The 23,433-nt window shown below is 73.0% G+C and carries 23 protein-coding genes; 15 read left to right on the forward strand and 8 right to left on the reverse strand.

Annotation, left to right across the window (positions count from 1 at the left end; genetic code table 11):
- Positions 1–339: 339 nt before the first annotated feature.
- A complete protein-coding gene (locus AC3WRM_RS13460; RefSeq protein ID WP_492248373.1) occupies positions 340–2,481 on the reverse strand; it encodes an RNA degradosome polyphosphate kinase in 2,142 nt (713 codons plus the stop codon).
- A 205-nt stretch (positions 2,482–2,686) separates the two neighbouring features.
- Here AC3WRM_RS13460 and AC3WRM_RS13465 point away from each other — a divergent pair, with 205 nt between their 5' ends.
- Positions 2,687–3,733 (forward strand): alpha/beta hydrolase, encoded by a 1,047-nt coding sequence (locus AC3WRM_RS13465; RefSeq protein ID WP_492248374.1) that lies wholly within the window; start codon positions 2,687–2,689, stop codon positions 3,731–3,733.
- Here AC3WRM_RS13465 and mshD read toward each other — a convergent pair.
- Genes mshD through AC3WRM_RS13480 form a run of 3 tightly spaced genes read right to left on the reverse strand, consistent with a single transcriptional unit; the run spans position 3,726 to position 7,000 of the window.
- Positions 3,726–4,772 (reverse strand): mycothiol synthase, encoded by a 1,047-nt coding sequence (gene mshD / locus AC3WRM_RS13470; protein ID WP_492248375.1) that lies wholly within the window; start codon positions 4,770–4,772, stop codon positions 3,726–3,728. The genes AC3WRM_RS13465 and mshD overlap by 8 nt on opposite strands.
- 10 nt (positions 4,773–4,782) lie before the next feature.
- Positions 4,783–6,249 (reverse strand): carboxyl transferase domain-containing protein, encoded by a 1,467-nt coding sequence (locus AC3WRM_RS13475; RefSeq protein ID WP_492248376.1) that lies wholly within the window; start codon positions 6,247–6,249, stop codon positions 4,783–4,785.
- A gap of 10 nt (positions 6,250–6,259) precedes the next feature.
- Positions 6,260–7,000, reverse strand: coding sequence for a winged helix-turn-helix transcriptional regulator (locus AC3WRM_RS13480; protein WP_492248377.1), 741 nt, complete (start codon positions 6,998–7,000; stop codon positions 6,260–6,262).
- Positions 7,001–7,198: 198 nt separating this feature from the next.
- On the opposite strand from AC3WRM_RS13480, the gene AC3WRM_RS13485 reads away from it, so the two are divergent.
- From AC3WRM_RS13485 to AC3WRM_RS13495, 3 genes are read left to right on the forward strand one after another with little or no spacing between them, the layout of a single operon-like run.
- Positions 7,199–7,450 carry a MoaD/ThiS family protein gene (locus tag AC3WRM_RS13485; protein WP_492248378.1) on the forward strand — a complete coding sequence of 84 codons (252 nt, stop codon included), beginning with the start codon at positions 7,199–7,201 and terminating at the stop codon, positions 7,448–7,450.
- 53 nt (positions 7,451–7,503) lie between these two features.
- The gene (locus AC3WRM_RS13490) at positions 7,504–8,304 is read left to right on the forward strand and encodes a hypothetical protein (protein ID WP_492248379.1); all 801 of its coding nucleotides are present in this window, start codon (positions 7,504–7,506) and stop codon (positions 8,302–8,304) included.
- Positions 8,305–8,357: 53 nt separating this feature from the next.
- Positions 8,358–8,840: a thioredoxin family protein gene (locus tag AC3WRM_RS13495; RefSeq protein ID WP_492248380.1), complete on the forward strand. Its 483-nt coding sequence runs from the start codon at positions 8,358–8,360 to the stop codon at positions 8,838–8,840.
- Positions 8,841–8,880: 40 nt separating this feature from the next.
- Here the strand turns inward: AC3WRM_RS13495 and AC3WRM_RS13500 are convergent, their stop codons facing one another.
- Positions 8,881–9,393 (reverse strand): MarR family winged helix-turn-helix transcriptional regulator, encoded by a 513-nt coding sequence (locus AC3WRM_RS13500; RefSeq protein ID WP_492248381.1) that lies wholly within the window; start codon positions 9,391–9,393, stop codon positions 8,881–8,883.
- Positions 9,394–9,460: 67 nt separating this feature from the next.
- Between AC3WRM_RS13500 and AC3WRM_RS13505 the strand changes: the two genes are divergently transcribed.
- The 7 genes from AC3WRM_RS13505 to AC3WRM_RS13535 all read left to right on the forward strand — a co-directional run bounded on the left by AC3WRM_RS13505 (position 9,461) and on the right by AC3WRM_RS13535 (position 16,152).
- Positions 9,461–9,988, forward strand: coding sequence for a phenolic acid decarboxylase (locus AC3WRM_RS13505; protein ID WP_492248382.1), 528 nt, complete (start codon positions 9,461–9,463; stop codon positions 9,986–9,988).
- A 1-nt stretch (position 9,989) separates the two neighbouring features.
- Positions 9,990–10,787 carry an alpha/beta hydrolase gene (locus AC3WRM_RS13510; protein WP_492248383.1) on the forward strand — a complete coding sequence of 266 codons (798 nt, stop codon included), beginning with the start codon at positions 9,990–9,992 and terminating at the stop codon, positions 10,785–10,787.
- Between the two features lie 1,019 nt (positions 10,788–11,806).
- The gene (locus AC3WRM_RS13515) at positions 11,807–12,250 is read left to right on the forward strand and encodes a DUF4395 domain-containing protein (protein WP_492248384.1); all 444 of its coding nucleotides are present in this window, start codon (positions 11,807–11,809) and stop codon (positions 12,248–12,250) included.
- A 70-nt stretch (positions 12,251–12,320) separates the two neighbouring features.
- Complete coding sequence (locus tag AC3WRM_RS13520) at positions 12,321–13,169, forward strand: sulfurtransferase (RefSeq protein WP_492248385.1); 849 nt, start codon at positions 12,321–12,323, stop codon at positions 13,167–13,169.
- A 1-nt stretch (position 13,170) separates the two neighbouring features.
- Entirely contained in the window at positions 13,171–13,488 is a 318-nt protein-coding gene (locus AC3WRM_RS13525) for a DUF1416 domain-containing protein (protein WP_492248386.1), read from the forward strand.
- Between the two features lie 161 nt (positions 13,489–13,649).
- Positions 13,650–14,360 (forward strand): LPXTG cell wall anchor domain-containing protein, encoded by a 711-nt coding sequence (locus AC3WRM_RS13530; protein WP_492248387.1) that lies wholly within the window; start codon positions 13,650–13,652, stop codon positions 14,358–14,360.
- 7 nt (positions 14,361–14,367) lie between these two features.
- On the forward strand, positions 14,368–16,152 hold the full coding sequence (locus AC3WRM_RS13535) for a DUF4012 domain-containing protein (RefSeq protein ID WP_492248388.1): 1,785 nt from the start codon (positions 14,368–14,370) through the stop codon (positions 16,150–16,152).
- 38 nt (positions 16,153–16,190) lie between these two features.
- Here AC3WRM_RS13535 and AC3WRM_RS13540 read toward each other — a convergent pair whose 3' ends face one another.
- Together AC3WRM_RS13540 and dtd are read right to left on the reverse strand one after the other, a co-directional pair.
- Entirely contained in the window at positions 16,191–17,306 is a 1,116-nt protein-coding gene (locus AC3WRM_RS13540; protein WP_492248389.1) for an LCP family protein, read from the reverse strand.
- A gap of 129 nt (positions 17,307–17,435) precedes the next feature.
- On the reverse strand, positions 17,436–17,900 hold the full coding sequence (gene dtd / locus AC3WRM_RS13545; RefSeq protein WP_492248390.1) for a D-aminoacyl-tRNA deacylase: 465 nt from the start codon (positions 17,898–17,900) through the stop codon (positions 17,436–17,438).
- 37 nt (positions 17,901–17,937) lie between these two features.
- Here dtd and AC3WRM_RS13550 point away from each other — a divergent pair, with 37 nt between their 5' ends.
- From AC3WRM_RS13550 to AC3WRM_RS13560, 3 genes are read left to right on the forward strand one after another with little or no spacing between them, the layout of a single operon-like run.
- On the forward strand, positions 17,938–18,450 hold the full coding sequence (locus AC3WRM_RS13550) for a heme-binding beta-barrel domain-containing protein (RefSeq protein WP_492248391.1): 513 nt from the start codon (positions 17,938–17,940) through the stop codon (positions 18,448–18,450).
- A gap of 52 nt (positions 18,451–18,502) precedes the next feature.
- A complete protein-coding gene (gene ygfZ / locus AC3WRM_RS13555) occupies positions 18,503–19,483 on the forward strand; it encodes a CAF17-like 4Fe-4S cluster assembly/insertion protein YgfZ (protein WP_492248456.1) in 981 nt (326 codons plus the stop codon).
- A gap of 1 nt (position 19,484) precedes the next feature.
- Positions 19,485–20,030, forward strand: a complete 546-nt coding sequence (locus AC3WRM_RS13560) for an arsenate reductase/protein-tyrosine-phosphatase family protein (RefSeq protein ID WP_492248392.1) — start codon at positions 19,485–19,487, stop codon at positions 20,028–20,030.
- A gap of 15 nt (positions 20,031–20,045) precedes the next feature.
- On the opposite strand, the gene AC3WRM_RS13565 is transcribed toward AC3WRM_RS13560, so the two are convergent.
- Positions 20,046–21,407: a tyrosine-protein kinase domain-containing protein gene (locus tag AC3WRM_RS13565; protein WP_492248393.1), complete on the reverse strand. Its 1,362-nt coding sequence runs from the start codon at positions 21,405–21,407 to the stop codon at positions 20,046–20,048.
- A 150-nt stretch (positions 21,408–21,557) separates the two neighbouring features.
- Here AC3WRM_RS13565 and AC3WRM_RS13570 point away from each other — a divergent pair, with 150 nt between their 5' ends.
- Positions 21,558–23,426, forward strand: a complete 1,869-nt coding sequence (locus AC3WRM_RS13570) for a DEAD/DEAH box helicase (protein WP_492248394.1) — start codon at positions 21,558–21,560, stop codon at positions 23,424–23,426.
- The last annotated feature ends 7 nt before the right edge of the window (positions 23,427–23,433 follow it).

The raw sequence follows: 23,433 nt of genomic DNA on the forward strand, positions 1-23,433 counted from the left end.
CGGAGGAGCCGGCGGCGACGTATCGAGACCACTCTGGGCGTTCGCCGGGGGTTGGCCCACGCTGATCCGTTGCCGGGTGGTCTCGATACGTAGCGACGAGCTCGCTGGCGCTCGCCGTCGCTACTACTCGACCAGCGAAACGTTTCGCTGGTCGAGTGCCTCCACGAGCGCTAGCGAGGGGAGGTGTATCGAGACCATTCTGGGCGTTCGCTGGGGGTTGGCCCACGCTGATCCGTTGCCGGGTGGTCTCGATACGCGGCACGGCGCTCGTTCCTCGCGCGTGCCCGCTACTCGACCGGCGGAAGCGGTGGTCGATGCCGCGATGGCGGTGCGGCGGGGTCAGGACAGGCGGCTGCGGCGCTTCTTCGCGCGGGCGATGAGCTCGGACTGGACGTCGCGGCCCGTGGGGTGGCGCGTCCAGGTGCCGTCGGGGCCGAGGTGCCAGGAGCTGGTCTCGTCGTCGGCCATGCGTTCCAGAAGGTCGCCGAGCACCTGCGTGTGCTGCTCGCTCGGCACCCGCACCAGCACCTCGACGCGGCGGTCGAGGTTGCGGTGCATCAGGTCGGCCGAGCCGATCCAGGCCTCCGGCTCGCCTCCGCCGCTGAACCAGTACACGCGGCTGTGCTCGAGGAAGCGACCGAGGATGCTGCGGACCTCGATGGTCTCGCTCAGCCCGGGCACGCCGGGTCGGAGCGTGCAGATGCCGCGGATGACCAGGCGCACGGGCACGCCCGCGCGCGACGCCTCGTACAGGCCGTCGATGACGGCCTCGTCGACGAGGGAGTTGACCTTGAACGCGATGCCTGCCGGCCGACCGGCCCGGTGGTGGGCGATCTCCTGGCGGATGCGCTCGAGAAGCCCCTCGCGCAGGCCCGACGGTGCCACCATGAGGCTGCGATAGTCACCCTGCTGCGCGAACCCGGACAGCGAGTTGAACAGCTCGAGCAGGTCGTTCGTGATGTCCGGGTCGCTCGTGAGGAGCCCGAAGTCCTCGTACAGGCGGGCCGTCTTCGGGTTGTAGTTGCCGGTGCCGAGGTGGGCGTAGCGGCGCAGCCCGTCGGGCTCCGCGCGGACGACCAGCGCCAGCTTGCAGTGCGTCTTCAGCCCGACGAGCCCGTACACGACGTGGCAGCCGGCGCGCTCCAGCTTGCGGGCCCAGCGGATGTTGGCCTGCTCGTCGAAGCGGGCCTTGATCTCGACCAGCACGAGCACCTGCTTGCCGGCGCGGGCGGCGTCGACGAGCGAGTCGATGATGGGCGAGTCGCCCGAGGTGCGGTACAGGGTCTGCTTGATCGCGAGCACGTGCGGGTCGGCGGCGGCCTGCTCGATGAAGCGCTGCACGCTCGTCGCGAACGAGTCGTACGGGTGGTGCACGAGGACGTCGCGCCGGCGCAGCGTGCCGAACAGGTCGGCCGGGCTGGCGGTCTCGACCTCGGCCAGGTGCTCGTGGGTGCCGGGCACGAACGGGTCGAACTTCAGCTCAGGGCGGTCGAGGTCGGCGATCTCGCCGAGGCTGCGCAGGTCGAGTGGACCCTGCAGGCGGAACACCTCGCCGTGGCGGATGCCCAGCTCGGTGACGAGCAGGTCGAGCACCTCCTCGTCGATCGACTCCTCGACCTCCAGGCGCACCGGCGGACCGAAGCGACGGCGCAGCAGCTCCTTCTCGAGCGCCTTGAGGAGGTTCTCCGCGTCGTCCTCCTCGACCTCGAGGTCCTCGTTGCGGGTCACGCGGAACACGTGGTGCGCGATGATCTCCATCCCGGGGAACAGCAGGTCGAGGTGCGCGGCGATGACGTCCTCGAGCGGCACGTGGCGGCCGGCGCTCGTGACCATCCACCGGTCGATGATGGGCGGCACCTTGACGCGCGCGAAGTGCTGCTTGCCCGTCTCGGGGTTGCGCAGCACGAGGGCGAGGTTCAGCGACAGGCCCGAGATGTACGGGAAGGGGTGGGCCGGGTCGACGGCCAGCGGCGTGAGCACGGGGAAGACCCGCTCGCGGTAGGTGGCCGCGACCTCCTCGCGCTCCTGCGCGGCGAGGTCGTCCCACCGGACGAGGTGGATGCCGGCGTCGGCGAGGGCGGGCACGACGTCGTCGACGAAGGTCCGCGCCTGCTCGACCATCAGCCGGTGGCTCGCCTCGAGGCTGTTGGCCAGCACGTCCTTGGGGTGGAAGCCGCTCGCCGAGGGCACCGCCACGCCCGCCGCGATGCGACGCTTGAGGCCGGCGATGCGGACCATGAAGAACTCGTCGAGGTTGCTGCCGAAGATCGACAGGAACCGCACCCGCTCGAGCAGCGGCAGGCTCGGGTCCTGGGCGAGCTCGAGCACGCGGGCGTTGAACGCGATCCACGACAGCTCCCGGTCGAGGAACCGGTCGGCCGGCAGTGCGTCGTCGACGGGCTCGTACGGCGGGTCGACGTCGAACTCGTCGGGCGACGAGGGGTTCTCGACCGCAGGCAGGTCCAGATCGGTGGTGTCCACGCGCACATTGTGGCAAGACGACGTGAACGTCGCCTGAACGGCGCGGGTGCGCGTCCGTCCGTGGGCGCGGTGCCGGCGGTCGGTGGCGTGCGTCGGCGGGTCCCGACGGCACGGTCCGCGGCCCGTCGAGGCGCGCGAGGCCCGAAGCTGCGGGGTCGTGCGGCGAAGCGCTCCGCCGGGCGCGACGGCGCGCTATGTTGCGCGCATGGTGACGACGTCGGACCTGCTGGCGCTGGTGCAGGCCAAGGGTGCCCAGGCCCTCTTCTCGCTCCCGACCCCGGTCGTCCGGCGCCTCGCCGGCCGTCCGGTCGAGGTCGACGGGCGCACGCTCGACCCCGAGATGCAGCTGCTGCTGCGGGTGATGGGACTCAACGGTCCGGCGGTGGAGACGCTCTCGATCACGCGCGGTCGACGGGTCTACACCGAGGCGTTCCGGATGCTCGGCGGACGTCAGCCCGTCGGCGCGGTGACGGACCGGACGATCGACGGTCCTGAGGGTCCGGTCGGCCTGCGCTTCTACACGCCGCGCGGGCTCAGCGGACGCTCCCCGGCGCTCGTCTACCTGCATGGCGGCGGCTGGGTCTACGGCGACCTCGACGCCTACGACGCCGTCTGCTCCTTCCTCGCGGAGGAGGCGCAGGTGCGGGTCGTCTCGGTCGACTACCGCCTGGCGCCCGAGGCGCAGTTCCCCGCCGGGTTCGACGACGTGTGGGCGGCCTGGCGCTGGGTCACCGAGCACGCCCCCGGCCTGGGCATCGAGCCCGGTGCGATCGCCATCGGCGGCGACAGCGCCGGTGGCAACCTCTCAGCGCTCGTCGCGCAGCACGCGGCCCGCTCCGAGGAGGTCGTCGCGCCCGCGTTCCAGCTGCTCGTCTACCCGGCCACCGACTTCGTCGAGGAGCGACCCAGCCGCACGCGTCTGGGCGAGGGCTTCCTGCTCACCAAGGCGTTCATGGACCTGTGCGAGGAGAACTACCTCGCGGGCGACGAGGACCGCGCCGACGACCGGCTCTCGCCGCTGCGCCAGGACGTGCACGGCGTGGCACCCGCCTACCTCGTGACCGCCGGCTTCGACCCGCTGCGCGACGAGGGGACGGCGTACGCGGAGCACCTGCGCGCGGCGGGCGTGCGGGTGGAGCACGTGGAGGAGAGCGGTCTCATCCACGGCTTCGCGAACATGGTCGGCATCGGCCGCTCCGCTCCGCGCGCCATGCGTCGTGCTGCGGCGGCACTGCAGCGCGGGCTCAGCTAGCCGGCTCGGAGGAGCGGGCGTAGAGCACGTCGCGCGCCCGCTCGACGAAGCCGAGCCTGCGGTACACCGCGAGCGCGGGGGCGTTGTCGCCCTCGACGTAGAGGTCGACGACGTCCACGCCCGACTCGGCGAGGTGTCGCAGTCCGCGGGCGGTCAGCGCCGTGCCGAGCCCGCCGCCGTGGTGGTCGGGGTCGACGCCGACCACGTACACCTCGCCGACGGGAGGCTCGCCCCAGGCCGGCGCCTCGACCTTCGTCCAGTGGAAGCCGATGACCTGGCCCTGCTCGTCCTCGGCCACGAAGAGGCCCTCGGGGTCGAACCAGTCGCTGGCGGCGCGTCGGTCGAAGTCGGCGCGGTCCATCGCGCCCTGCTCCGGGTGGTCGGCGAAGGCGCGACCGTTGACGCGGACGACGGCGTCGGCGTCGTCGGGGCGGAACGTGCGGATGCGGACGCCGTCGGGAACCCGCTCGACGACCGGCTCGCCGCCCTCGCGGCGCAGCACGAGCAGCGTGCGGACCGGCTCGAGCGCGAGGGATGACGCGAGCGCCTGCGCGCCGGGCAGGTCGCCGTGCGCCCAGAACCGACGCTCGCCCGCGTCGAGCAGCTCGCTCACGAGGGCGCGACCGCGACCCTGGCGTCGGTGGTCGGGGTGCACCGCGAGCTCCACGGGCGCGTCGTCGGGGGCGACCGCGGCCGCGACGCCACCGTCGACGACGCGTGCCACGCGCAACCGGGCGCCGGCCGCGATCGCGAGGCGGGTGGCCTCGTTGAACGGCTCCACACCGTCGGCCGCGTGGACGGCGTGGTTCAGGGCGATCAGACCGTGGTCGTCGGCCGGCGGCGCCTGTGCGGCGTCGGGGGCGGCCGACGGCGGCGTCGCGGGCTCGACCTCGCCGCGCTGGGACTCGGCCAGCGCCACGCCGATCGCCAGGAACGCGCCGATCCAGACGGGGTTGCCGTTGACGAGCGTGAACAGGGCGCCGATGGCGGTCCAGATCAGCACCATGCCGCCGTATCGACGGTCGCGAGAGGTCTTCACCCCTCCCAGCCTAGGCGTGGGTGGACGGGAGGCCGCTCGCGCCGCGGGCGTCGAGCAGCTCGCGCAGCCGGTGCCCGACCTCCGCGGCGACCGCGCGCGCCAGCGCCTCGGGCGAGTCGTCCTCCGGCTCGGGCACGACGTGGTGCACCGTGCCGGTCTCCTGCAGGTCGAGGGCGGAGACCCGCTGCTGCTGCGCCATCTGCGGTGCGTGGTCGACGTCGCCGTGCACGATCGCGCTCGCACCCTCGGGCGGGAGCGGCGAGAGCCAGGCGTTCTCGGTGGCCACCACGACGTCGGCGGGCAGCAGGGCGAGCGCACCGCCGCCGGAGCCCTGGCCGAGGAGCACGGAGACCGACGGGACCTCCAGCGTCGACATGGCGGCGATGCAGCGGGCGATCTCGCCGGCGATCGCCCCCTCCTCGGCGCTCGCCGACAGCTCCGCGCCCGGGGTGTCGATCAGGGACACCAGCGGGAGACCCAGCTCGGCTGCCAGCCGCATGCCGCGCCGCGCCTCGCGCAGCGCCGCCGGTCCCATCGGGTTGGCGGGGGTCTGCGTCGTGCGGTCCTGGCCGACCACCACGCAGGGCACGCCGTCGAGCCGCGCGAACGCCACCAGCATCGCCGTGTCGCGCTCGCCCTCCTCGGTGCCCTGCAGTCGCACGGTGGCGTCGCTGCCGTGGCGCAGCACGTCGCGCACGCCCACGCGCGGCTCGGCGCGGGTGATCTCGATCGACTCCCAGGTGCCGTGACGCCGCGGCGCACCCGGCTCCACGCCGGGCCGTCGGGTGCGGGACCCGTCGGCGACGGGGTCGAGCAGCAGCCCGAGTGCTCGGTCGACGACCGACGGGAGCTCCTCGTGCAGCACGACGGAGTCGACGATCCCGCGCCGGGCGAGGTTCTCGCTCACCTGCACCCCGGGTGGGAACGGTCGCCCCTCCAGCAGCTCGTAGACCTTCGGACCGAGGAACCCGACGAGCGCGCCGGGCTCGGCCACCGTGATGTGGCCGAGCGAGCCCCACGACGCGAACACGCCGCCCGTGGTCGGGTGCCGCAGGTGCACGAGGTACGGCAGCCCCGCGGCACGGTGGTCCATGATCGCGCGGGAGATGTCGACCATGTGGACGAACGCGGGGGTGCCCTCCTGCATGCGCGTGCCGCCCGACGCGGTCGAGGCGAGCAGCGGCAGGCCCTCCGCGGTGGCACGCCGCACGGCCGCGACGATGCGCTGTGCGGCGGCGCGGCCGATCGAGCCCGCGAGGAAGCCGAACTCGTTCAGCACGAACGCGACGGGACGGCCCCGGACGAGTCCCCGTCCGGTGATGATCGACTCGTCGCAGCCGGAGCGCTGCGTGGCCTTCTCGACGGCCGCGCGGTAGTCCGGCGCGTACGCGGAGACGTCGATCGGCTCGTCCCAGGACTCGTAGCTGCCCTCGTCGAGGACCAGCGCGACCAGGTCCAGCGCGCTGATGCGGTCCATCCGGCGTCCGCTAGGCGCGGGCGCCCGGCCCGGGCACCGACGTGCTGCGGCGTGCGGCGGGCTCGTCGGCCTCCGCCGTCGTCGCGACGAAGCGGTAGCCGACGTTGCGCACCGTGCCGATCAGCGTCTCGTGCTCGGTGCCCAGCTTGGCGCGGAGCCGTCGTACGTGGACGTCGACCGTGCGGGTGCCGCCGAAGTAGTCGTAGCCCCACACCTCCTGCAGCAGCTGCTGGCGGGTGAAGACCCGGCCCGGGTGCTGGGCGAGGAACTTCAGGAGCTCGAACTCCTTGAACGTGAGGTCGAGCGTGCGGTTCTCCAGCTTGGCCGTGTACGTCGCCTCGTCGACGACGAGACCGCTGGAGGCGATGACGTGGGAGTCGTCCTCGCCGCCCTGACCGGCTGCCACGCGGCCGATGGCCAGCCGGAGCCGGGCCTCGAGCTCCGCCGGGCCGGCGGTCGTCAGGATGACGTCGTCCATGCCCCAGTCGGAGGCGGCGACGGCGAGTCCGCCCTCGGTGAGGATCAGCACCAGCGGGCACTCGATCCCCGTGCTGCGGATGACGCGGGTCAGGCTGCGGACCTGCGCGAGGTCGTGACGGCCGTCGACGAGGACGGCGTCGGAGGGCGGTGCGTCGATGAGCGCGCTGGCCTCCGCCGGGAGGATCTTGACGTGGTGGGGCAGCAGCGCGAGGGCGGGCAGCACCTCCACCGAGGACTGGGTGCTCTTGGTCAGGAGCAAGAGGTGTGACACTGCGGTCCTCCGTCGGTCCGCCCCGGGCGCCGTGCCCGCGGCTCGCACTTATGACAAGAGGCCAGGTGAAATCACCGTGGCCTCGTCGCATGGCCCAGACTAGTGCATGTGTCGGACGAATCACCACGAGGTGTCGCGAAAGAGAACGACGTCACACCGGCAGGTGGCCGGGGGGCGGACGGGACGTCGACACCTGTGGTGACGGTGCGCTACTGGGCGGCGGCGCGGGCCGCCGCCGGGGTCGAGAGCGAGCAGCTGGCGGCGAGCACCCTCGCCGAGGCCGTCGACGAGGCGGTGCGCCGCCACGACGGCGACGCGCGGCTGCGTGCCGTGCTCGACATGTGCTCCGTCCTCGTGGGGGAGGTGCCCGTCGGGCGTCGTGACCGCACCGAGGTGGGCCTCGACGACGGGGCGCTCGTGGAGTTCCTGCCGCCCTTCGCCGGCGGCTGAGCCGGTGGGCTGAGCGGGTCGGGCCGCACCCCGCCACCTGGCATCATGCGAGGGTGACTCGACTCGTCCCGTCCCTGCTCTCCGCCGCGTTGGCGGGGCTGCTCGCCCTCGCGGTCGCGACAGGTGAGCTGTGGCTCGTCGCCGTCGGCGTCCTCGTCGTGCAGGTGCTCGTCGCCACCGCCCCGGCCCACGGTGCGGGGGAGCGGCCGCGGCTGACGACCTTCGTGCCGGTGGTGGCGGGCGGCGCCGTCGCCACGGCGGTCGCGTGGGACCCGCAGCTGCTGCGTGGGACCGACGGGACGGTGGCCACCGAGGACGCGCTGATCTCCGCCGGCGTGTTCTCCGGGGTCATGCTCGGGTCCGCGGTGGTCGTCTTCGCCGGGCTGGTCGGGCAGATGCTGCGACGTGACGGGCGCGAGGACCTCGTGCGGGCCGTGGCCGCGACCGTGCTCGTCGGCGTCGTCGCCACGTGCGCGGCCGGGTGGGTGGCCGCGTCGGGGGAGTCGGCCTCGATCGACGTCGTCGCGATGGCCGCCGCCGCGCTCTCCGTGGCGCTCCTCGTGTGGGCGCTGCCGGGCGACAGGGTGCTGCTCGGGTCGGCCGCGGTGACGGCGGGTGCGCTCACCGGCGTGCTCGTCTCCGCGACGGTCGACGGCACCGGCACGTGGGTGCTGGGCCTCGCCGTCGGCGGCGCCGCGGCCGGGTGCGCCGTCCTGGGACAGGTGCTGGGACGGGCCTGGAGCATCGGAGCCCTGCCCGGGCCGCAGACGTGGGCCTTCCCCGCCGCGGTGTCGGTGGCCCTCGTCGGCCCCGCGGTCCACGTGGGGGCGTCGCTGGCGGTCCTCACGGTCTAGGGGCCGATCCCGGACCTGAGGTCGGACGACCGGGGGCGTCGTAACCTGATGAGGTGACCGGTGTGATCGTCCTCCTCGTCGCCCTCGCGGCGACCGGCGTCGTGGCCCTGCTGCTGCGCCGTCGTGACGGTCGGTTCTCCGCCCCGGCGTCGGCTGCGCCCGTGCAGGCCGTGGACGGCGGGGCCACGCGGGAGCCGGCGACCGGAGCGGCACCGGAGGTCCCGACGGAGACCCGCGAGGTGCTCACGGCGGAGGAGATCGGCGGCCCGCTGGGCGACCGGTTGACCCTCGTCCAGTTCTCCAGCGCCTTCTGCAGCCCCTGCCGCGCCACGCGCACCCTGCTGAGCGACGTCGTCTCGACCCGCCCCGACGTGACGCACGTCGAGGTCGACGCCGAGTCCCACCTCGACCTCGTGCGCCGGCTCAACGTCATGCGCACCCCGACCGTCCTCGTCGTCGGTCCGGACGGCACTGTCCTCAGCCGCGCCTCCGGCCTGCCCCGCCGCGACCAGGTCCTCGCCGTCCTCGACGCCTGAGGCGCGCAGGGCCGTTCGTCGCCGCAGGGTCCTCGTCCGGCTACGCCTCGTCCGTCCGCGCCTCGAACGACGAGCCCGGGGAGCGAGCCCCGCCCTCGTCCAGTGCGGCGCGGATCCGGGCGAGGAGGGGGAGGACGTCGCGCAGGGTGCTCTGTTCCGGCGGGTCCAGGTCGTGGAGGACCTCGACGAGGAGGCTCTCCGCTGCGGCGTCGTAGACGCGCAGCTGCTCACGGGCCAGGTCGGTGAGGCCGACCTGGACGCTGCGAGCGTCCGACGCGTCGGCTCGTCTCGTCACGAGACCACCTCTCTCCATGGCCGAGACGAGGTTGCTGACCGTCGGTCGAGCGAGCCCCAACCGGCGACCGAGCGCCGTCGGGCTCTCCCAGCGGTCGGGGGAGAGGCGACGGAGCACCTCGATCTGCGCATCGGGCAGCGAGGGGAGACCGGCGCGGGCCCGTGAGGCGTTGAGGAGCGTCCGGCGCAACGGGCCGATCTCGTCGCTCAGGCCACGGGCCAGCGCGCCGAGGTCGTCCTGGCTCGTGGGGTCGGGCACGCCGACAGGGTACGCGACCCGCGCCGTATGCGTTTGAAACAAACGCATCATGTGTCAGAGTGGAGTCATGGACACGCACACGAGCATCGAGAACCCCGTCCCCGAGCAGGACCTGGACGCGATCGTCGGCCACCGCCTCGTCTACACCTACGCCAACGGGTGGCAGTACGAGATGTACGTCAAGAACGCCACGACGATCGACTACCGGATCCACTCCGGGATGGTCGGCGGTCGCTGGGTGAAGGACCAGGAGGTCGACCTCGTCGGTCTGGGTCGCGGGGTCTTCAAGATCTCGTGGAACGAGCCGACCGGCACGAGCGTCGTCGTGAACGTCGTGCCCGAGGACCGCGTCCTGCACGGCACGATCTTCTTCCCCCACTGGGTCGAGCTCGACGGGTCCAGGACCGTCCTGTTCCAGAACGACCACCTCGAGGAGATGCGCCGCTACCGCGACGAGGGCCCCACCTACCCGATCTACGTCGTGCCGGAGTTCGCGCACATCACCCTCTTCGAGTTCGTCGGCATCGACGACGAGACCGTGATCGACACGGCGCCCGGCGACCTGCCCCCGGGCTTCGCCGACCGGAGGAACTGACGTGGGGCCGCAGGATCCCGAGGTGGTGCCGCTGACGCTCTCCCATGGTGGCCGTGTGGTCCGCGGTCACGAGCTCCGTCCCGTCGACGTCGCCGACGGCGCGCCGTCCGTCCTGCTCGTGCACGGGTTCAGCGACTCCAGCGTCGGGCCACGGCGTCTGTTCGTGCAGGTCGCCAGGCGCCTGACGGCCCTCGGGGCGGTCGTCCGCACGTACGACCGCCTCGGGCACGGCGTCAGCGACGGCGAGTTCGCGGACATCACGCTGCGCGACGAGGTCGAGCAGGTGTCGTCGATGATCCGCGCGCTCGCGGCCGACCGGTCCCGCTCCGTCCACGTCGTGGCGCACAGCCTCGGCGCGGTGGAGTCGGCCCTCGCCGCCGCCCGGCTCCCGGACCTCGTGGCCAGCCTCACCCTCTGGTCGCCCGCCGGGGTCGTCGTCGACGACATCGTCGTGAAGCACGAGATCCAGGGCCGCTCCCTCGCCACCGTCGAGGAGGACGACGGCTTCGACGTCGGCGGCATGTGGCTCGGCCGCGCCTTCATCGACGATGTCCGCGACGACCTCGACGTGTACGCGGAGGCGGCCGGGTACACCGGCCCGGTCCAGGTCGTGCACGGCACGGCGGACGAGATCGTGCCGCTCGAGTACGGACGTCGCTACGCAGACCTCTTGCCGCAGGCGACCTTCGCGGAGATCCCCGGCGCCGACCACGCGTGGTCGGCGCGTGTCCTGCGCGAGAACCTCCTGGCACGCCTCGTCCCCTTCCTCGGGCTGGCGTCAGGGCACGAGCCCGCCTGAGGTCGTCCGCGGGGGGCTCTGCTTCTCGTTCGGGTGGGGCTGCGTCGGCGTGGCTTGTCTCTCGGGTGGGGCTGCGCTGGCACGGCTTCTCGCGGAGGTGGTGCTGCGCTGGCGCGGCTTGTCCTCGTCCTGCGCTCCGAAAGGGCCTCGACCGGGCGGCTGGGCGGGGGCCGGTTTCGGGTCTCGGGCTGTGGCCCGCGTGGAACGCAAGTATCTGCGTTCGTGCGCTGGGACTCCAAGGATGCTGCGTTTGCTACGGGATCCCGTAGCAAACGCAGAAGCCTTCGCCCTCGAACGCGCGAAGGCAGAATCGTGGGTGCCCTTTGGGTTGGGGGGACGAAGGATTCTTCCTTCTCGTGGAACGGTCCACGAGAAGGAAGAATCCTTGCCACGTCTGGCCCCCTCGTCGGTGGATCTGCCACCTGTAGAGCGCTCAGAAGGTGACAGATCCACCGCCGGACCGCGCAAACGCAGCATCTTGGGCCAGCCACGCACGAATGCAGAATCTTGCGTCCCACAGCGGGACCCGCAGCCCGAGAACCCAGCCCAGCTCGCGCCCAGCCGCCCGGTCGAGGCCCTTTCGGAGACCACCTCCACGAGAAGCCGCGCCCGCGCAGCCCCACCCGACCACGGACTCGCGCCAGCGCACCCCCACCCGAGCAGTAAGCCGCACCCACGCACCCCCACCCGAGCAGTAAGCCGCACCCACGCACCCCCATCCCAGCGACAACCCGCGCCCACGCACCCCCACCCCGGCCCCCTTATCTTGAATATTGAGACAGCCATCCACGATACGAGACGATCGACGGGCCTCCCGCTCGGACCGACCTACAGTGGACACATGACCGGCTCGACGTACCTGACGCGGCGCCTCGCGGTGGACAACTGCCGCACGCGCTCCGCGCTGTGTCGTCGCTCCTGATCGACCGCACCGGCCACCCGCCAGCGGTCCCGAGCCCGCCCGTCAGTCCGCCGAGCACCGACCCTGCGTCGCGCCGGCCCGTCCAGGAGTCCGTCCCATGGCCCGTCCCACTCACGTCGACCCGCGCGGCATGCGCTTCGCGGCGGCCCTGACGTCGGTCGTGCTCGCCATCGCGCTGGTCGTCCCGACCTCGGTCGCGCTGGTGCTGCTGGCCGTCCAGGGCGTCGTGTTCGCGATCGGCGCCAGCGGTCATCTCGACAAGTCGCCGTACGCGGTCGCCTTCGCCCGGCTCGTGCGACCGAGGATCGGTCCGCCGGCCGAGTCCGAGGACGCGCGACCGCCGCGGTTCGCGCAGACCGTCGGACTCGGGTTCGTCGTCGTCGCCCTCGTGGGCTTCGGCGTCGGCATCCCTGCACTCGGCTACGTCGCGACGGCGTTCGCGCTCGTGGCCGCCCTGCTCAACGCCGCCGTCGGCTTCTGCCTCGGCTGCGAGCTGTACCTGCTCGCGCGACGCGCCACCGCGTCCCGCGCGCACGCCTGACCACCCTGACCACCACCTGCACGCCCACCCGACCCCACCACCGCGTGGGACCACACATGGAGGTATCCACATGAGCCGCGACACCGCGCTCGTCACCGCCGACTGGGTCGAGGAGCACCTCGACGACCCGAAGGTCGTCCTCATCGAGGTCGACGAGGACGTCGAGGCCTACGACAAGGGCCACATCCCCGGCGCGATCAAGCTCGACTGGAAGAAGGACCTCCAGGACGGCGTCCGCCACGACTTCATCTCCAAGGAGAAGCTCGAGAAGCTGCTCTCGGAGAAGGGTGTCGCCAACGACGACACCGTCGTCTTCTACGGCGGCAACAACAACTGGTTCGCGGCCTACGCCTACTGGTACCTGACCTACTACGGCCACGAGAACCTGCGCCTGCTCGACGGCGGCCGCAAGAAGTGGGAGCTCGACAGCCGTGAGCTGTCCTCCGAGGTCCCGGACCGTCCGGCCACCACCTACACGGCGCAGGAGCCGAACGAGGCCGTCCGCGCCTACCGCGACGAGGTCGTCGAGGCCATCGGCTCGAAGAACCTCATCGACGTGCGCAGCCCCGACGAGTACGCCGGTCGCCTGCTCGCCCCCGCGCACCTGCCGCAGGAGGCCGCGCAGATCGCGGGCCACATCCCCACCGCCGGCAACGTGCCGTGGAGCAAGGCCGCCAACGACGACGGCACCTTCAAGAAGGACGAGGAGCTCAAGGCCCTCTACGCCGACGCCGGTCTCGACGAGGGCAAGGACACCATCGCCTACTGCCGCATCGGCGAGCGCAGCTCGCACACGTGGTTCGTGCTGAACGAGATCCTCGGCTACCCGAACGTCAAGAACTACGACGGCTCGTGGAGCGAGTACGGCTCGCTGCGCGGCGTGCCGGTCGCGGTCGGCGACGAGCGCGGGGAGGCCTGACATGTGCGGAGCCGTGAAGGGCGGACCGAGCCTCGAGGGCGTCGACGTCGCCAACCAGGCCGTCATCCAGGGTGTCGTCGTGCGCGGCGACGAGCCCGTGGGCAACGCGTACGTGCGTCTGCTCGACCGCACCGGTGAGTTCACCGCCGAGGTCCCGACCTCGGCGACCGGCCAGTTCCGGTTCTTCGCCGGCCCCGGCGAGTGGACGCTGCGCACCCTCGCGCCGCGCGCGGAGGCCGTCGACCTCGCCGTGGCCGCCGCGATCGGCGTCGTCGCCGACGTGGTCGTCGACATCGACCGGGTGCCTGCCAACGCCTGAGCGTCGTCCCACGAGACCCCGGACCGCCACGGTCCGGGGTCTCGTGCCGTCTCGGGCTTTCTCGGCAGGAACCACGTGACCCCCGGCCTCCTCGCTCGTTCTAGAGGCGAGCACCTCGCGTCAGGACGGCGTGCTCACGTCGGATCCTGTGAGGGAGTCTCATGAAGAAGCACCTTGCGGCGCTCGTCGCCACGGTCGTCGCCGCCGTCGGTCTGGTGGCACTGCCGTCCGTGACCCTCGCTCCGGCCCAGGGGGCGGTGCCGTACGCCGTCCTGGTGTGCGACATCCAGGTCTCGAAGTCTCGCGTCGCCCCCGGGGAGACGTTCACGGCGACCGTCACGGCCGACATCCCCACGACGATCACCGCGACCTACGAGGACCAGGTCCGCACCGCCAGCAACACGACGACGCTGGTCGCGACGTTCACCGCGCCGCAGGTCACGAGGAACACCACGACCACCGTCCGAGCCACCTGCGGTGACAAGGCGGGGTCGGGCGCGGAGGTCCTGGTCGCCGCCGGCGGGACCAACAGCGACGGCGGTTCGCAGGGCGACGCCGACGCGGACGGTGGTTCGCAGGGCGATGCCGACGTCAGCGCCGACGGTGGCTCCCAGGGCGATGCCGACGCCGACGGTGGCTCGCAGGGCGACGCCGACGTGAACGCGGACGGTCTGGGCTCCCAGGGCGACGCGGACGTGAACGCGGGCGGTGCGGGCACCGACGGCGTGGCCGACGCGGACGCCGGCACCGAGGACCGCAACGGCATCCTGCCGGGCACCGGCGGCACCGACTTCTGGCTGCTCGTCCTCGGCGCGCTCCTCGTCCTCGCCGGCATCGGCGCCGTGGTCGCCCGCCGCCGTCGCGACGGCTGACCCGACCGTGAGGCCGCCTCGGCGGTTCCTGCCCGAGCGCTGGGACCGGGCGGGATGGGCCCGGCTGGTGCTCTCCGTGGTCGGGGGCGTCGTGCTCGTGTGCGGGGTCGTCCTGGCCTGGCAGGGCGTGCGTGCGGCGATCCTCCTGCAGCGGGCCAGCGACGCGTCGCAGGTGCTGCTCGCGCAGGTCGCCCAGGGTGACGCCGACGGCGCACGCCGCACCGCCGAGGTGCTCGAGGACGCCGCGCGGCGCTCGCACGACTCGACGGACGGTCCGCTGTGGGCGGTCGCGTCCTGGCTGCCGATCGTGGGCGACGACGTCGACGCGGTGCGGGTGGTCAGCCGCGAGGTCGACCGGGTCGCCACCCAGGCGGTCCCGACGGTCGTCGACGTGACGGCACAGGTCGGTCTCGACGCGTTCTCGCCGCGCGACGGCCGCGTGGACATCGCGAACCTCGAGAGCGTCGCCCCGCGGCTGGGCGCACCGCGGCGGGCGCTCCAGGAGGCCGCACGCAACGTCGGTGACATCCGGCCGGAGGACGTCGTCGGACGGCTCCAGGTGCCGGTCAGGCGGCTGCAGGACGTGCTCACGGGAGCCGCGTCCGCGGCGCGGGTCGCCGACACGGCCGCGACGCTGCTGCCCGACATGCTCGGGGGACAGGAGCGCCGCCGCTACCTCCTGCTCATCCAGAACAACGCCGAGGTGCGCTCGCTCGGCGGCATCCCCGGCTCCTGGGCGGTCATCGAGGCGAACCGGGGCCGGGTGCGCATGACCGAGCAGGGCTCGGCGATCGACGTCCCGCCCGTCGACGACCCTCGCCTCGCCGTGCCGGCGTCGCAGTACGGGGCCGTGCCGGTGTCGGCGGCGGAGGACCTGCGCAACACCACCTCGGTCCCGGACTTCCCGGAGGCGGCCCGGTTCGCCGGGTCGCTGGTCGGCGAGGCGACCGACACCCGGTTCGACGGGGTGGTCTCCGTCGACCCCGTGACGCTCGGCTACCTGCTCCAGGGTCTCGGACCGGTCACCCTCGGCGACGGCACCCGGCTGACCAGCGAGAACGCGGTGGACGAGCTGCTGAACGGCGTGTACCGCCGCTACACGACCGACCCGCTCGCGCAGGACGCCGTCTTCGAGGACGCCGCGCGCAGCATCTTCGACGCCTTCGTCGGGGGCCGGGGCGCGACCCAGCCCGTCCTCGAGGCGCTGGTGCGGGCGGCCGTCGACAACCGGGTGATGGTCTGGTCGGCCGACCGGTCCGAGCAGCGGCGCATCCGTACCACGGGCGTCTCGGGCGCGCTCTCGCAGGACCCTGACCAGGCGCGCGTGGGGGTGTTCGTCGACGACAGCAAGGGCTCGAAGCTGCAGTACTACCTCGAGACGTCCCACACGCTGACGTCATCGCGCTGCGTCGACGACCGCAGCCAGGAGCTCACCCTCCGCACCCGGCTCTCCTCGGTCGTGCCGAGGTCGGGTCTGCCGGTCTCGATCACCGGGTTCCGGCTGCCCGGCCTCTCGGCCACGGACCAGCGGCTCTCGGTGCGGGTGGTCGCACCGGCCGGGGGCGTCCTCCAGCAGGTCCGCCTCGGCGACGTCGACCGCCAGCCGGTCGGCGGCCGGCTCGGCGACCGCCGGGTGACGGTCGTGCCGGTGACCCTGCGGGCAGGGGAGTCGGTCGACCTCACCGTCACGATGCGCACGGGCGACGGTCAGACGGGCGACGCCGTGCTGACCTCCACGCCCGGCATCCGTGCCGAGCCGAACGACGTGCGCGTGCGCTCCGCCTGCAGCTGACGCGGACCGACCCACCGTCCGCCCGGTCGACGGGGCGGTCAGCCGATCTGGCGCTCGTCGGCGAGCCGGTCGTCCGGGTACTTGCGCAGGTAGGCGTCCATGCGGTCGTTGCGCAGGGCGTCGAACAGCTCCGCGCACTTGGCCTGGTCGAGCACGACGACGTCGCCGTACGTCGGGTCCAGCTCGGTGCCGGCGACCGGCGCGGTCAGGAAGGTCACGTCGTCGGAGCGCACACCGCGCAGCGAGAGCGCCAGCGCGCGCATGTCGCCCGGGTCCCAGTCGGCGTCGACCGTGAGGTTCTTGGTGACGGCGGTCAGGGTCCGGGTCAGCTTGATCGGGTTGCTGAGCGTGTCACGCGCCAGCATCTTCTTCATGAGCGAGCGCAGGAAGTTCTGCTGCCGCGCGATCCGGTCGAAGTCGCCCCGGACGAGGCCGTAGCGGGTGCGCACGTACGCGAGGGCCTTCTTGCCCTCGAGCGTCTGCTGGCCCGCCTGCCACTGCACCTCCTGCTTGGGGTCGTAGAAGGCGCGGGGGATGAACACGGGCACGCCGCCGACCGCCGACGAGAGCGCCTCGAAGCCGTCCCAGTCGATGATCGCCAGGTGCCGCATGCGCAGGTTGGTCAGGTTCTCGACGGTCGAGATCGCCCCGTCGGGCCCGTACTCGGAGAACGCGTCGTTGATCTTCTGCTTCGAGCGCACCGCGCCGGTCTGGTCGTGGATGTCGGTGAACGTGTCGCGCGGGATGGAGACGAGGTAGACCTTGCGTCGGTCCGACGTGATGTGCGCGATCATCAGCGTGTCGCTGCGGTACTTGCCCGCCGGCCAGCGTGCCGCCGCGGCGTCCTCTGCAAGGGTGGTGTCGCGTGCTCCCGGCTCCTCCTTGCCCTTGTCGGAGCCGAGCAGCAGGATGTTGAGCGCCCGGCCGCGGTCCGGGTCGGGCCGGTCCTTCTCCTTCAGCTGGGTGTCGACGCGGCCGACGTTGTTCAGCTGGGAGTTCAGGTAGTACGCGTAGCCGCTGGCGGTGCCCAGCACCAGCACGAGCACGCCGACGACGCCGACCAGCAGCCGGCGGTGGCGACGGTGCCAGGGCGTCCCACCCGCGCGACGCTTGCCCGCGACGGCACGACGCTCACGCTTGAGGCGTCGCGACATGGACACGTCCGTTCGGTGGGGGGCGGGGCGCCGGCCGCACCGGACCACGGTCGACCACGCGTGATCCTACGCGGCCCACCTGAAAGGACGGTCAGAACGCCGGTCCCGCACCCGTCGCAGCGGAGGCGCTCAGAGCTCCAGCAGGACCGTCACGGGTCCGTCGTTGACCGACGCCACCTGCATGTCGGCGCCGAAGCGTCCGGTGGGCACGTCGGCGCCGAGCGCGCGCAGGGCGGCACAGAACTCCTCGTAGAGCGGCTCGGCCACGGCGCCCGGGGCGGCCGCCGTCCAGCTCGGTCGGCGGCCCTTGCGGGCGTCGCCGTAGAGCGTGAACTGGCTGACCACCAGGACCGAGCCGCCGGTGTCGGCGACCGACCGCTCCTCGCGCAGCACCCGCAGTCCGTGCACCTTGCGTGCCAGCGCGTCGGCCTTCTGCACGGTGTCGTCGTGGGTGACCCCGAGCAGGACGAGGAGGTGGCCCCCGTCCTCGCGCCCTGTGTCGTCCCCGCCGCCGACACCGCCGCCCACGGCCCCGACGACCTCCCCGTCGACGACGACGGACGCCTGGGTCACCCGCTGCACCACTGCACGCACGGCGGCAGGCTAGCGCGCCGTCGATACGATGGTCGTCATGGCCTTCGAGATCCCGGCAGACCTGCACCCCGACGTGGCCCCGCTCGCGTGGCTGCTCGGCACGTGGCACGGCAACGGGCGGGGGGAGTACCCGACGATCGAGCCCTACGCGTTCGAGCAGGACGTCGTGTTCGCGCACGACACCCGCCCGTTCCTGCACTACTTCAGCCGCTCCTGGACGACCGACGAGGAGGGCAACCGGACCGGCCCGGGCGACCTCGAGACCGGTTTCCTGCGGCCTGCCGGACTGGTCGAGGGCGGCAAGGGCATCAACGTCGAGCTCGTGCTCGCCCACCCCACCGGCTACGCCGAGGTCTGGTACGGCGTGGCGGAGGGCCCGCGGATCACGCTGGCCACCGACATCGTCGCGCGGACCGAGACGGCCGTCGAGTACACCGCCGGTCAACGCATGTACGGGCTCGTCGAGGGCGCGCTCATGTACGCCGTCGACAAGGCGGCCGAGGGACAGAGCATGCAGTCGCACCTCTGGGGGAAGCTCGCCCGTGTCTGAGCACCCCGCCGCCGCTCCCGCCACCCCCACTCCCGACGATCCCGCAGCCGTCGTGCCAGGACGGCGCAGCCCCCTGCTCGACCTCGAGGGCGCCGTCGAGGCCGATCCGCCCGACACCGGCGTCGCCGCGCACTACGGCGAGCTGACCGTCGAGCAGCGCCGCCTCGAGCGTGGCGAGGGGTTCGTCGACCTGTCGCACCGCGACGTGCTCACGGTCACCGGACCGGACCGGCTCACGTGGCTGCACTCGCTGACCACCCAGCACCTGGAGTCGCTGCAGCCCGGCGTGCCCACCGAGGTGCTCGTGCTGACCCCGCAGGGACGCATCGAGCACGCCTTCGACGGCGTCGACGACGGCACCACCTTCTGGGCGCACACGGAGCCCGGCGCCGGAGCCGCCCTGGTGACGTTCCTCGACCGGATGCGCTTCATGATGCGGGTCGAGGTCGCCGACGTGACCGACGAGCACGCCGTGCTCGGCCGGGTCGAGCCCGGCAGCGACGGGAAGCCCGGGCGGGCGGTCTGGGCGATCGAGCCGCGCGCCGACGTCGCGTCCTGGCCGGAGCGGCACGGCCGCCCCGCGGGGACGTGGGCGTGGGAGGCGCTGCGGATCGCGGCAGGCACCCCGCGCCTCGGCCTCGACACCGACGACCGGACCATCCCGAACGAGGTGGGTCTGCTCGAGCGCGCCGTGCACCTCGACAAGGGCTGCTACCGCGGCCAGGAGACGGTGGCGCGGGTGCACAACCTCGGCCGTCCTCCGCGCCGGCTCACGCTGCTGCACCTCGACGGCTCGGCCGACCGGCTCCCGGCGCCCGGCAGCCCGGTCGAGCGGGCCGACGCGCCCGGCCAGGCGGTCGGCGTGCTCGGGTCGCGCGGCCTGCACCACGAGCTCGGCCCGATCGGGCTCGCCCTGCTGAAGCGGTCGGTGCCCACCGACGCGACGCTCGTCGTCGACGGCGTCGCCGCCGCGCAGGAGCTCCTCGTCGACCCCGACGTGGGCCTGCACGTGCGTCCCCGGTCCGGTGGCTGAGGTGGGTGCGCGGCCCGAGCCGGCGCGCTGGAGCATCCTCGCCGTCTGCACCGCGAACGTCTGCCGCTCGCCCCTGATGGAGCTGCTGCTGCGCGAGCGGCTCGACCCCGTCCGGTTCGAGATCGCGAGCGCCGGTGTGATGGGCTGGCGCGACGCCCCCGTCGACAGCATGGTGCGCCTGGAGCTGGCGCGGCTGGGCCTGGACGGGTCGGACTTCCGGTCGCGGCCGCTGCACCCCGCCCACGTGAAGGCGGCCGACGTCGTGCTCACCGCGACGAAGGAGCACCGGGCCTCCGTCCTCGAGCTCGACCCGGGCGCGCTGCGCAAGACGTTCACGCTGCTCGAGCTCGCCGCCCTGGTGGAGGACCGCACGGCCGACAGCCTGCCCGAGCTCGTCGCCGACGCCGCGCGGCGCCGCAGCACCGCGCCGTCCCTGCTCGACGTGCCCGACCCGTTCCGCCGGGCGCCGGAGGTGCACCGCAGCACCGCCGACCTCATCGACGACGCCACCGAGCGGCTCGCACGGACCTTCGGCGCGCTCGGCTGAGCGCGCGGTCCGCGGCTAGCGGCCGCGGCGGGGGCGACGTCGCGACGACTGCGTCGCGTACTCGTACCCGTAGCCGAATCGTCCCGCGGCGCGGCGCGGCGACATCGAGAGCACCGTGCCGAACAGCGTCGCGCCGACGGTCTGCAGCCGCTCGACGGCGGCACGCACCTGGTCGTGCCCGGTGCGCCCATGGCGGACGACGAGCAGCGCCCCGTCGGACAGCAGGGCAAGGATCGTCGCGTCGGTGACGGGCAGCAGCGGGGGCGCGTCGATGAGCACGATGTCGTAGGCGCGACGCAGGTCGGCCACGAGCTGCTCCATGGCGCCGGTCTGCACGATCTCGGCGGGGTTCGGGGGGCGCGCGCCGCTGGTGAGCACGTCGAGGCCGGGGATCTCGGTCTCCTGCATCGCCTCCTCGAGCTCGACGCGGCCGACGAGCACGGTGGTCAGGCCGACCGTGCTCTCGAGGCCGAACTGCTCGGCGAGCTGGGGTCGACGCAGGTCGCCCTCGACGAGCGCCACCCGCAGGCCCGACTGGGCGAGCGCGATGGCGAGGTTGCAGGCCGTGGACGTCTTCCCCTCGGCCTCCACCGCACTCGTGACGGTGATGACCGTCCGGTCGTGGTCGACGTCGACGAACTGCAGGTTCGTGCGCAGGATGCGGATGGACTCCGCGCGCGGGTGCTGCGGCGACAGCGACGTCAGCAGCGGTGCGTCCTGCACGCTGCGGTCGTAGGCGACGGCACCGAGCAGAGGCGCCGCGGTGGTCGCCTCGAGGTCGTCCGCCGACGCGACGCCCTGGTCGGCGAGCTGGCGCCACCGCGCGACGCCGAGGCCGAGCACCAGCCCCACGAGGAGGCCGCCGAGCAGGTACGGCCAGCGTCGCGGCGAGACCGGACGCGTCGACCCGGTGCCGGGGTCGATGACCAGGCCGCTGACCTGCTGGTTGGGACGCAGCGCCTGCTGGCTGTCCTCGAGCCATGCGGTGAAGGCCTCCGCGAGCGCACCCGCCCGCTCACGGGCCACGTCGAGGCTGTCGTCGCGGACCGTCACCCGCACGACGTCGCTGTCGCCCACGACGCCGGACCGTACGGAGTCGGCGGGCAGCGACGTCTCGTCGAGCGCCCGCGCCGCGCGGTCGAGCAGGTAGGGCTCGGAGAGCAGACGACCGTAGGACTCGACGGTCCGGGCGGTGACCGCGCGGGCCGAGCCGTCGACGCTGGCCGGTGGCGAGGAGACGAGGACCTCGGCCGACGCCTCGTACTGCGGTGTGAGGCCCGACACGACGAGCTGACCCGCCACGGCGCCCACGAGACCCAGCGCCACCACCAGGAGCCAGCGTGATCCGAGCGTTCGACGGGGGGTCGGGCTCGGCATCGGGCACCGTCTCCTTCGGTCTCGGGCCACACGGGGGAGGGAGGCCGGGCTCGCCGAGGTTGGTCTCGGGGCCGTCGGTACGGAAGACTAACGGTTGCACCCTGCGTCACGACGGGGTTCCCCCGTCTCGCAGTCAGCACCAGGAGCTTCATGACCGACGACCGTCCCGAGTCCGACCTGTCCGACCAGACCCCCGACCAGGAGGCGTCGACCGCACCGGAGCCGACGGCCCCCGGAGCCCGGTTCGCCGCGCTGGGTCTCGGCGACGAGCTGGTGGAGGTGCTCGGCCGGCTCGGCTACGAGGCACCCACGCCCATCCAGGAGGCGGCGGTGCCGGCGCTGCTCGCGGGACGCGACGTCGTCGGGCTCGCGCAGACCGGGACGGGCAAGACCGCGGCGTTCGCGCTGCCCATCCTCGAGAAGATCGACCCCGACCGCGCCTCGACCCAGGCGCTCGTGCTGGCACCCACGCGCGAGCTGGCCCTGCAGGTCTGCGAGGCGATGACGTCGTACACGCCGCGGTCGCGTCGCATCCGCGTGCTCCCCGTCTACGGCGGACAGGGCTACGGCGCCCAGCTGGCCGGGCTCGAGCGCGGCGCCCACGTCGTCGTCGGCACGCCCGGTCGCGTCATGGACCACCTCGACCGCGGCAGCCTCGACCTGTCCGGGCTCGACCACCTCGTGCTCGACGAGGCCGACGAGATGCTCGCGATGGGGTTCGCGGAGGACGTCGAGCGGATCCTCGCCGACACCCCCGAGTACAAGCAGGTGGCGCTGTTCTCGGCCACCATGCCGCCCGCCATCCGTCGCCTCGCGAAGCGCTACCTCCACGACCCCGCCGACATCGCGACGCCGCAGGCCCGCTCGTCGACGACGACCGTGCGCCAGCGCTGGATCCCCGTCTCGCACCACGCGAAGCTCGACGCGCTCACGCGTCTGCTCGAGGTGGAGAGCGGCGACGCGATGATCATCTTCGTCCGCACGAAGTCGGCCACCGAGGAGCTCGCGGAGCGTCTGCGGTCGCGCGGGTTCTCCGCCGCCGCCATCAACGGCGACCTCGTGCAGGCGCAGCGCGAGCGCACGGTGACGGCGCTGAAGAACGGGTCGCTCGACATCCTCGTCGCGACCGACGTGGCCGCGCGCGGCCTCGACGTCGACCGCATCACCCACGTCGTCAACTACGACATCCCGCACGACCCCGAGGCGTACGTGCACCGCGTCGGCCGCACGGGCCGCGCCGGTCGCAGCGGCGAGGCGATCCTGTTCGTCACGCCGCGTGAGCGTCGGCTGCTGTCGGCCATCGAGAAGGTGTCGGGCCGCCCGGTCGAGGAGACCGGCGTGCCCAGCGTCGACGAGGTCAACGCCCGGCGCACCGCGAAGTTCGCGCAGGCGATCACCGACAGCATGGGCTCGGCCCAGTTCCACGCCTTCCGCGGCCTGGTGGAGGACTACGTGCGCGAGCACGACGTCGAGATGCTCGACGTGGCCGCGGCCCTCGCCGTGATGAGCACGGACGACAAGGAGTTCTTCCTGCGTCCGGACCCGCCCAAGAAGGAGCGTCGCGAGCGCCCGGAGCGGCAGGACCGCCCGGCGCGCGACACCGGCGACCGTCCGGCGCGTCCGTCGAAGGACGGGTGGGCGCCGTACCGGATCGCCGTCGGCAAGCGGCACAAGGTGACGCCCTCGATGATCGTCGGTGCGCTCGCGAACGAGGGCGGTCTGCGCCGCGCCGACTTCGGCAAGATCACCCTCGGCATCGACCACGCCGTCGTCGAGCTGCCGCAGGACCTGCCCCCGGCGGTGTTCGAGGCGCTCGCCGACACGCGCATCTCGGGGCGTCGCATCGACCTGCAGGCGGACCGCGGTGCACGGGTCGGGCGGTCCTCGCGCGACGAGCGGCAGACCGGTCACCGCAAGGGCACGGGCGGTCCGGGCGGCAAGGGCAAGGGCGGTCAGCGCGGCAGCTGGTCGAAGGACGGCGAGACGCCCCGCAAGCCCCGCCACCCCAAGGGTCACTGACGGCCGG

The organism is Aeromicrobium sp. EU05-FHT14F07 (assembly GCF_058790455.1).

Bases quoted from the DNA above. Each gene is read 5' to 3' on its own strand.
- AC3WRM_RS13465 (WP_492248374.1), top strand. From the start codon at position 2,687: ATGGTGACGACGTCGGACCTGCTGGCGCTGGTGCAGGCCAAGGGTGCC.
- AC3WRM_RS13475 (WP_492248376.1), bottom strand. From the start codon at position 6,249: ATGGACCGCATCAGCGCGCTGGACCTGGTCGCGCTGGTCCTCGACGAG.
- AC3WRM_RS13505 (WP_492248382.1), top strand. From the start codon at position 9,461: ATGGACACGCACACGAGCATCGAGAACCCCGTCCCCGAGCAGGACCTG.
- AC3WRM_RS13515 (WP_492248384.1), top strand. From the start codon at position 11,807: ATGGCCCGTCCCACTCACGTCGACCCGCGCGGCATGCGCTTCGCGGCG.
- AC3WRM_RS13520 (WP_492248385.1), top strand. From the start codon at position 12,321: ATGAGCCGCGACACCGCGCTCGTCACCGCCGACTGGGTCGAGGAGCAC.
- AC3WRM_RS13525 (WP_492248386.1), top strand. From the start codon at position 13,171: ATGTGCGGAGCCGTGAAGGGCGGACCGAGCCTCGAGGGCGTCGACGTC.
- AC3WRM_RS13530 (WP_492248387.1), top strand. From the start codon at position 13,650: ATGAAGAAGCACCTTGCGGCGCTCGTCGCCACGGTCGTCGCCGCCGTC.
- AC3WRM_RS13540 (WP_492248389.1), bottom strand. From the start codon at position 17,306: ATGTCGCGACGCCTCAAGCGTGAGCGTCGTGCCGTCGCGGGCAAGCGT.
- AC3WRM_RS13550 (WP_492248391.1), top strand. From the start codon at position 17,938: ATGGCCTTCGAGATCCCGGCAGACCTGCACCCCGACGTGGCCCCGCTC.
- AC3WRM_RS13565 (WP_492248393.1), bottom strand. From the start codon at position 21,407: ATGCCGAGCCCGACCCCCCGTCGAACGCTCGGATCACGCTGGCTCCTG.
- AC3WRM_RS13570 (WP_492248394.1), top strand. From the start codon at position 21,558: ATGACCGACGACCGTCCCGAGTCCGACCTGTCCGACCAGACCCCCGAC.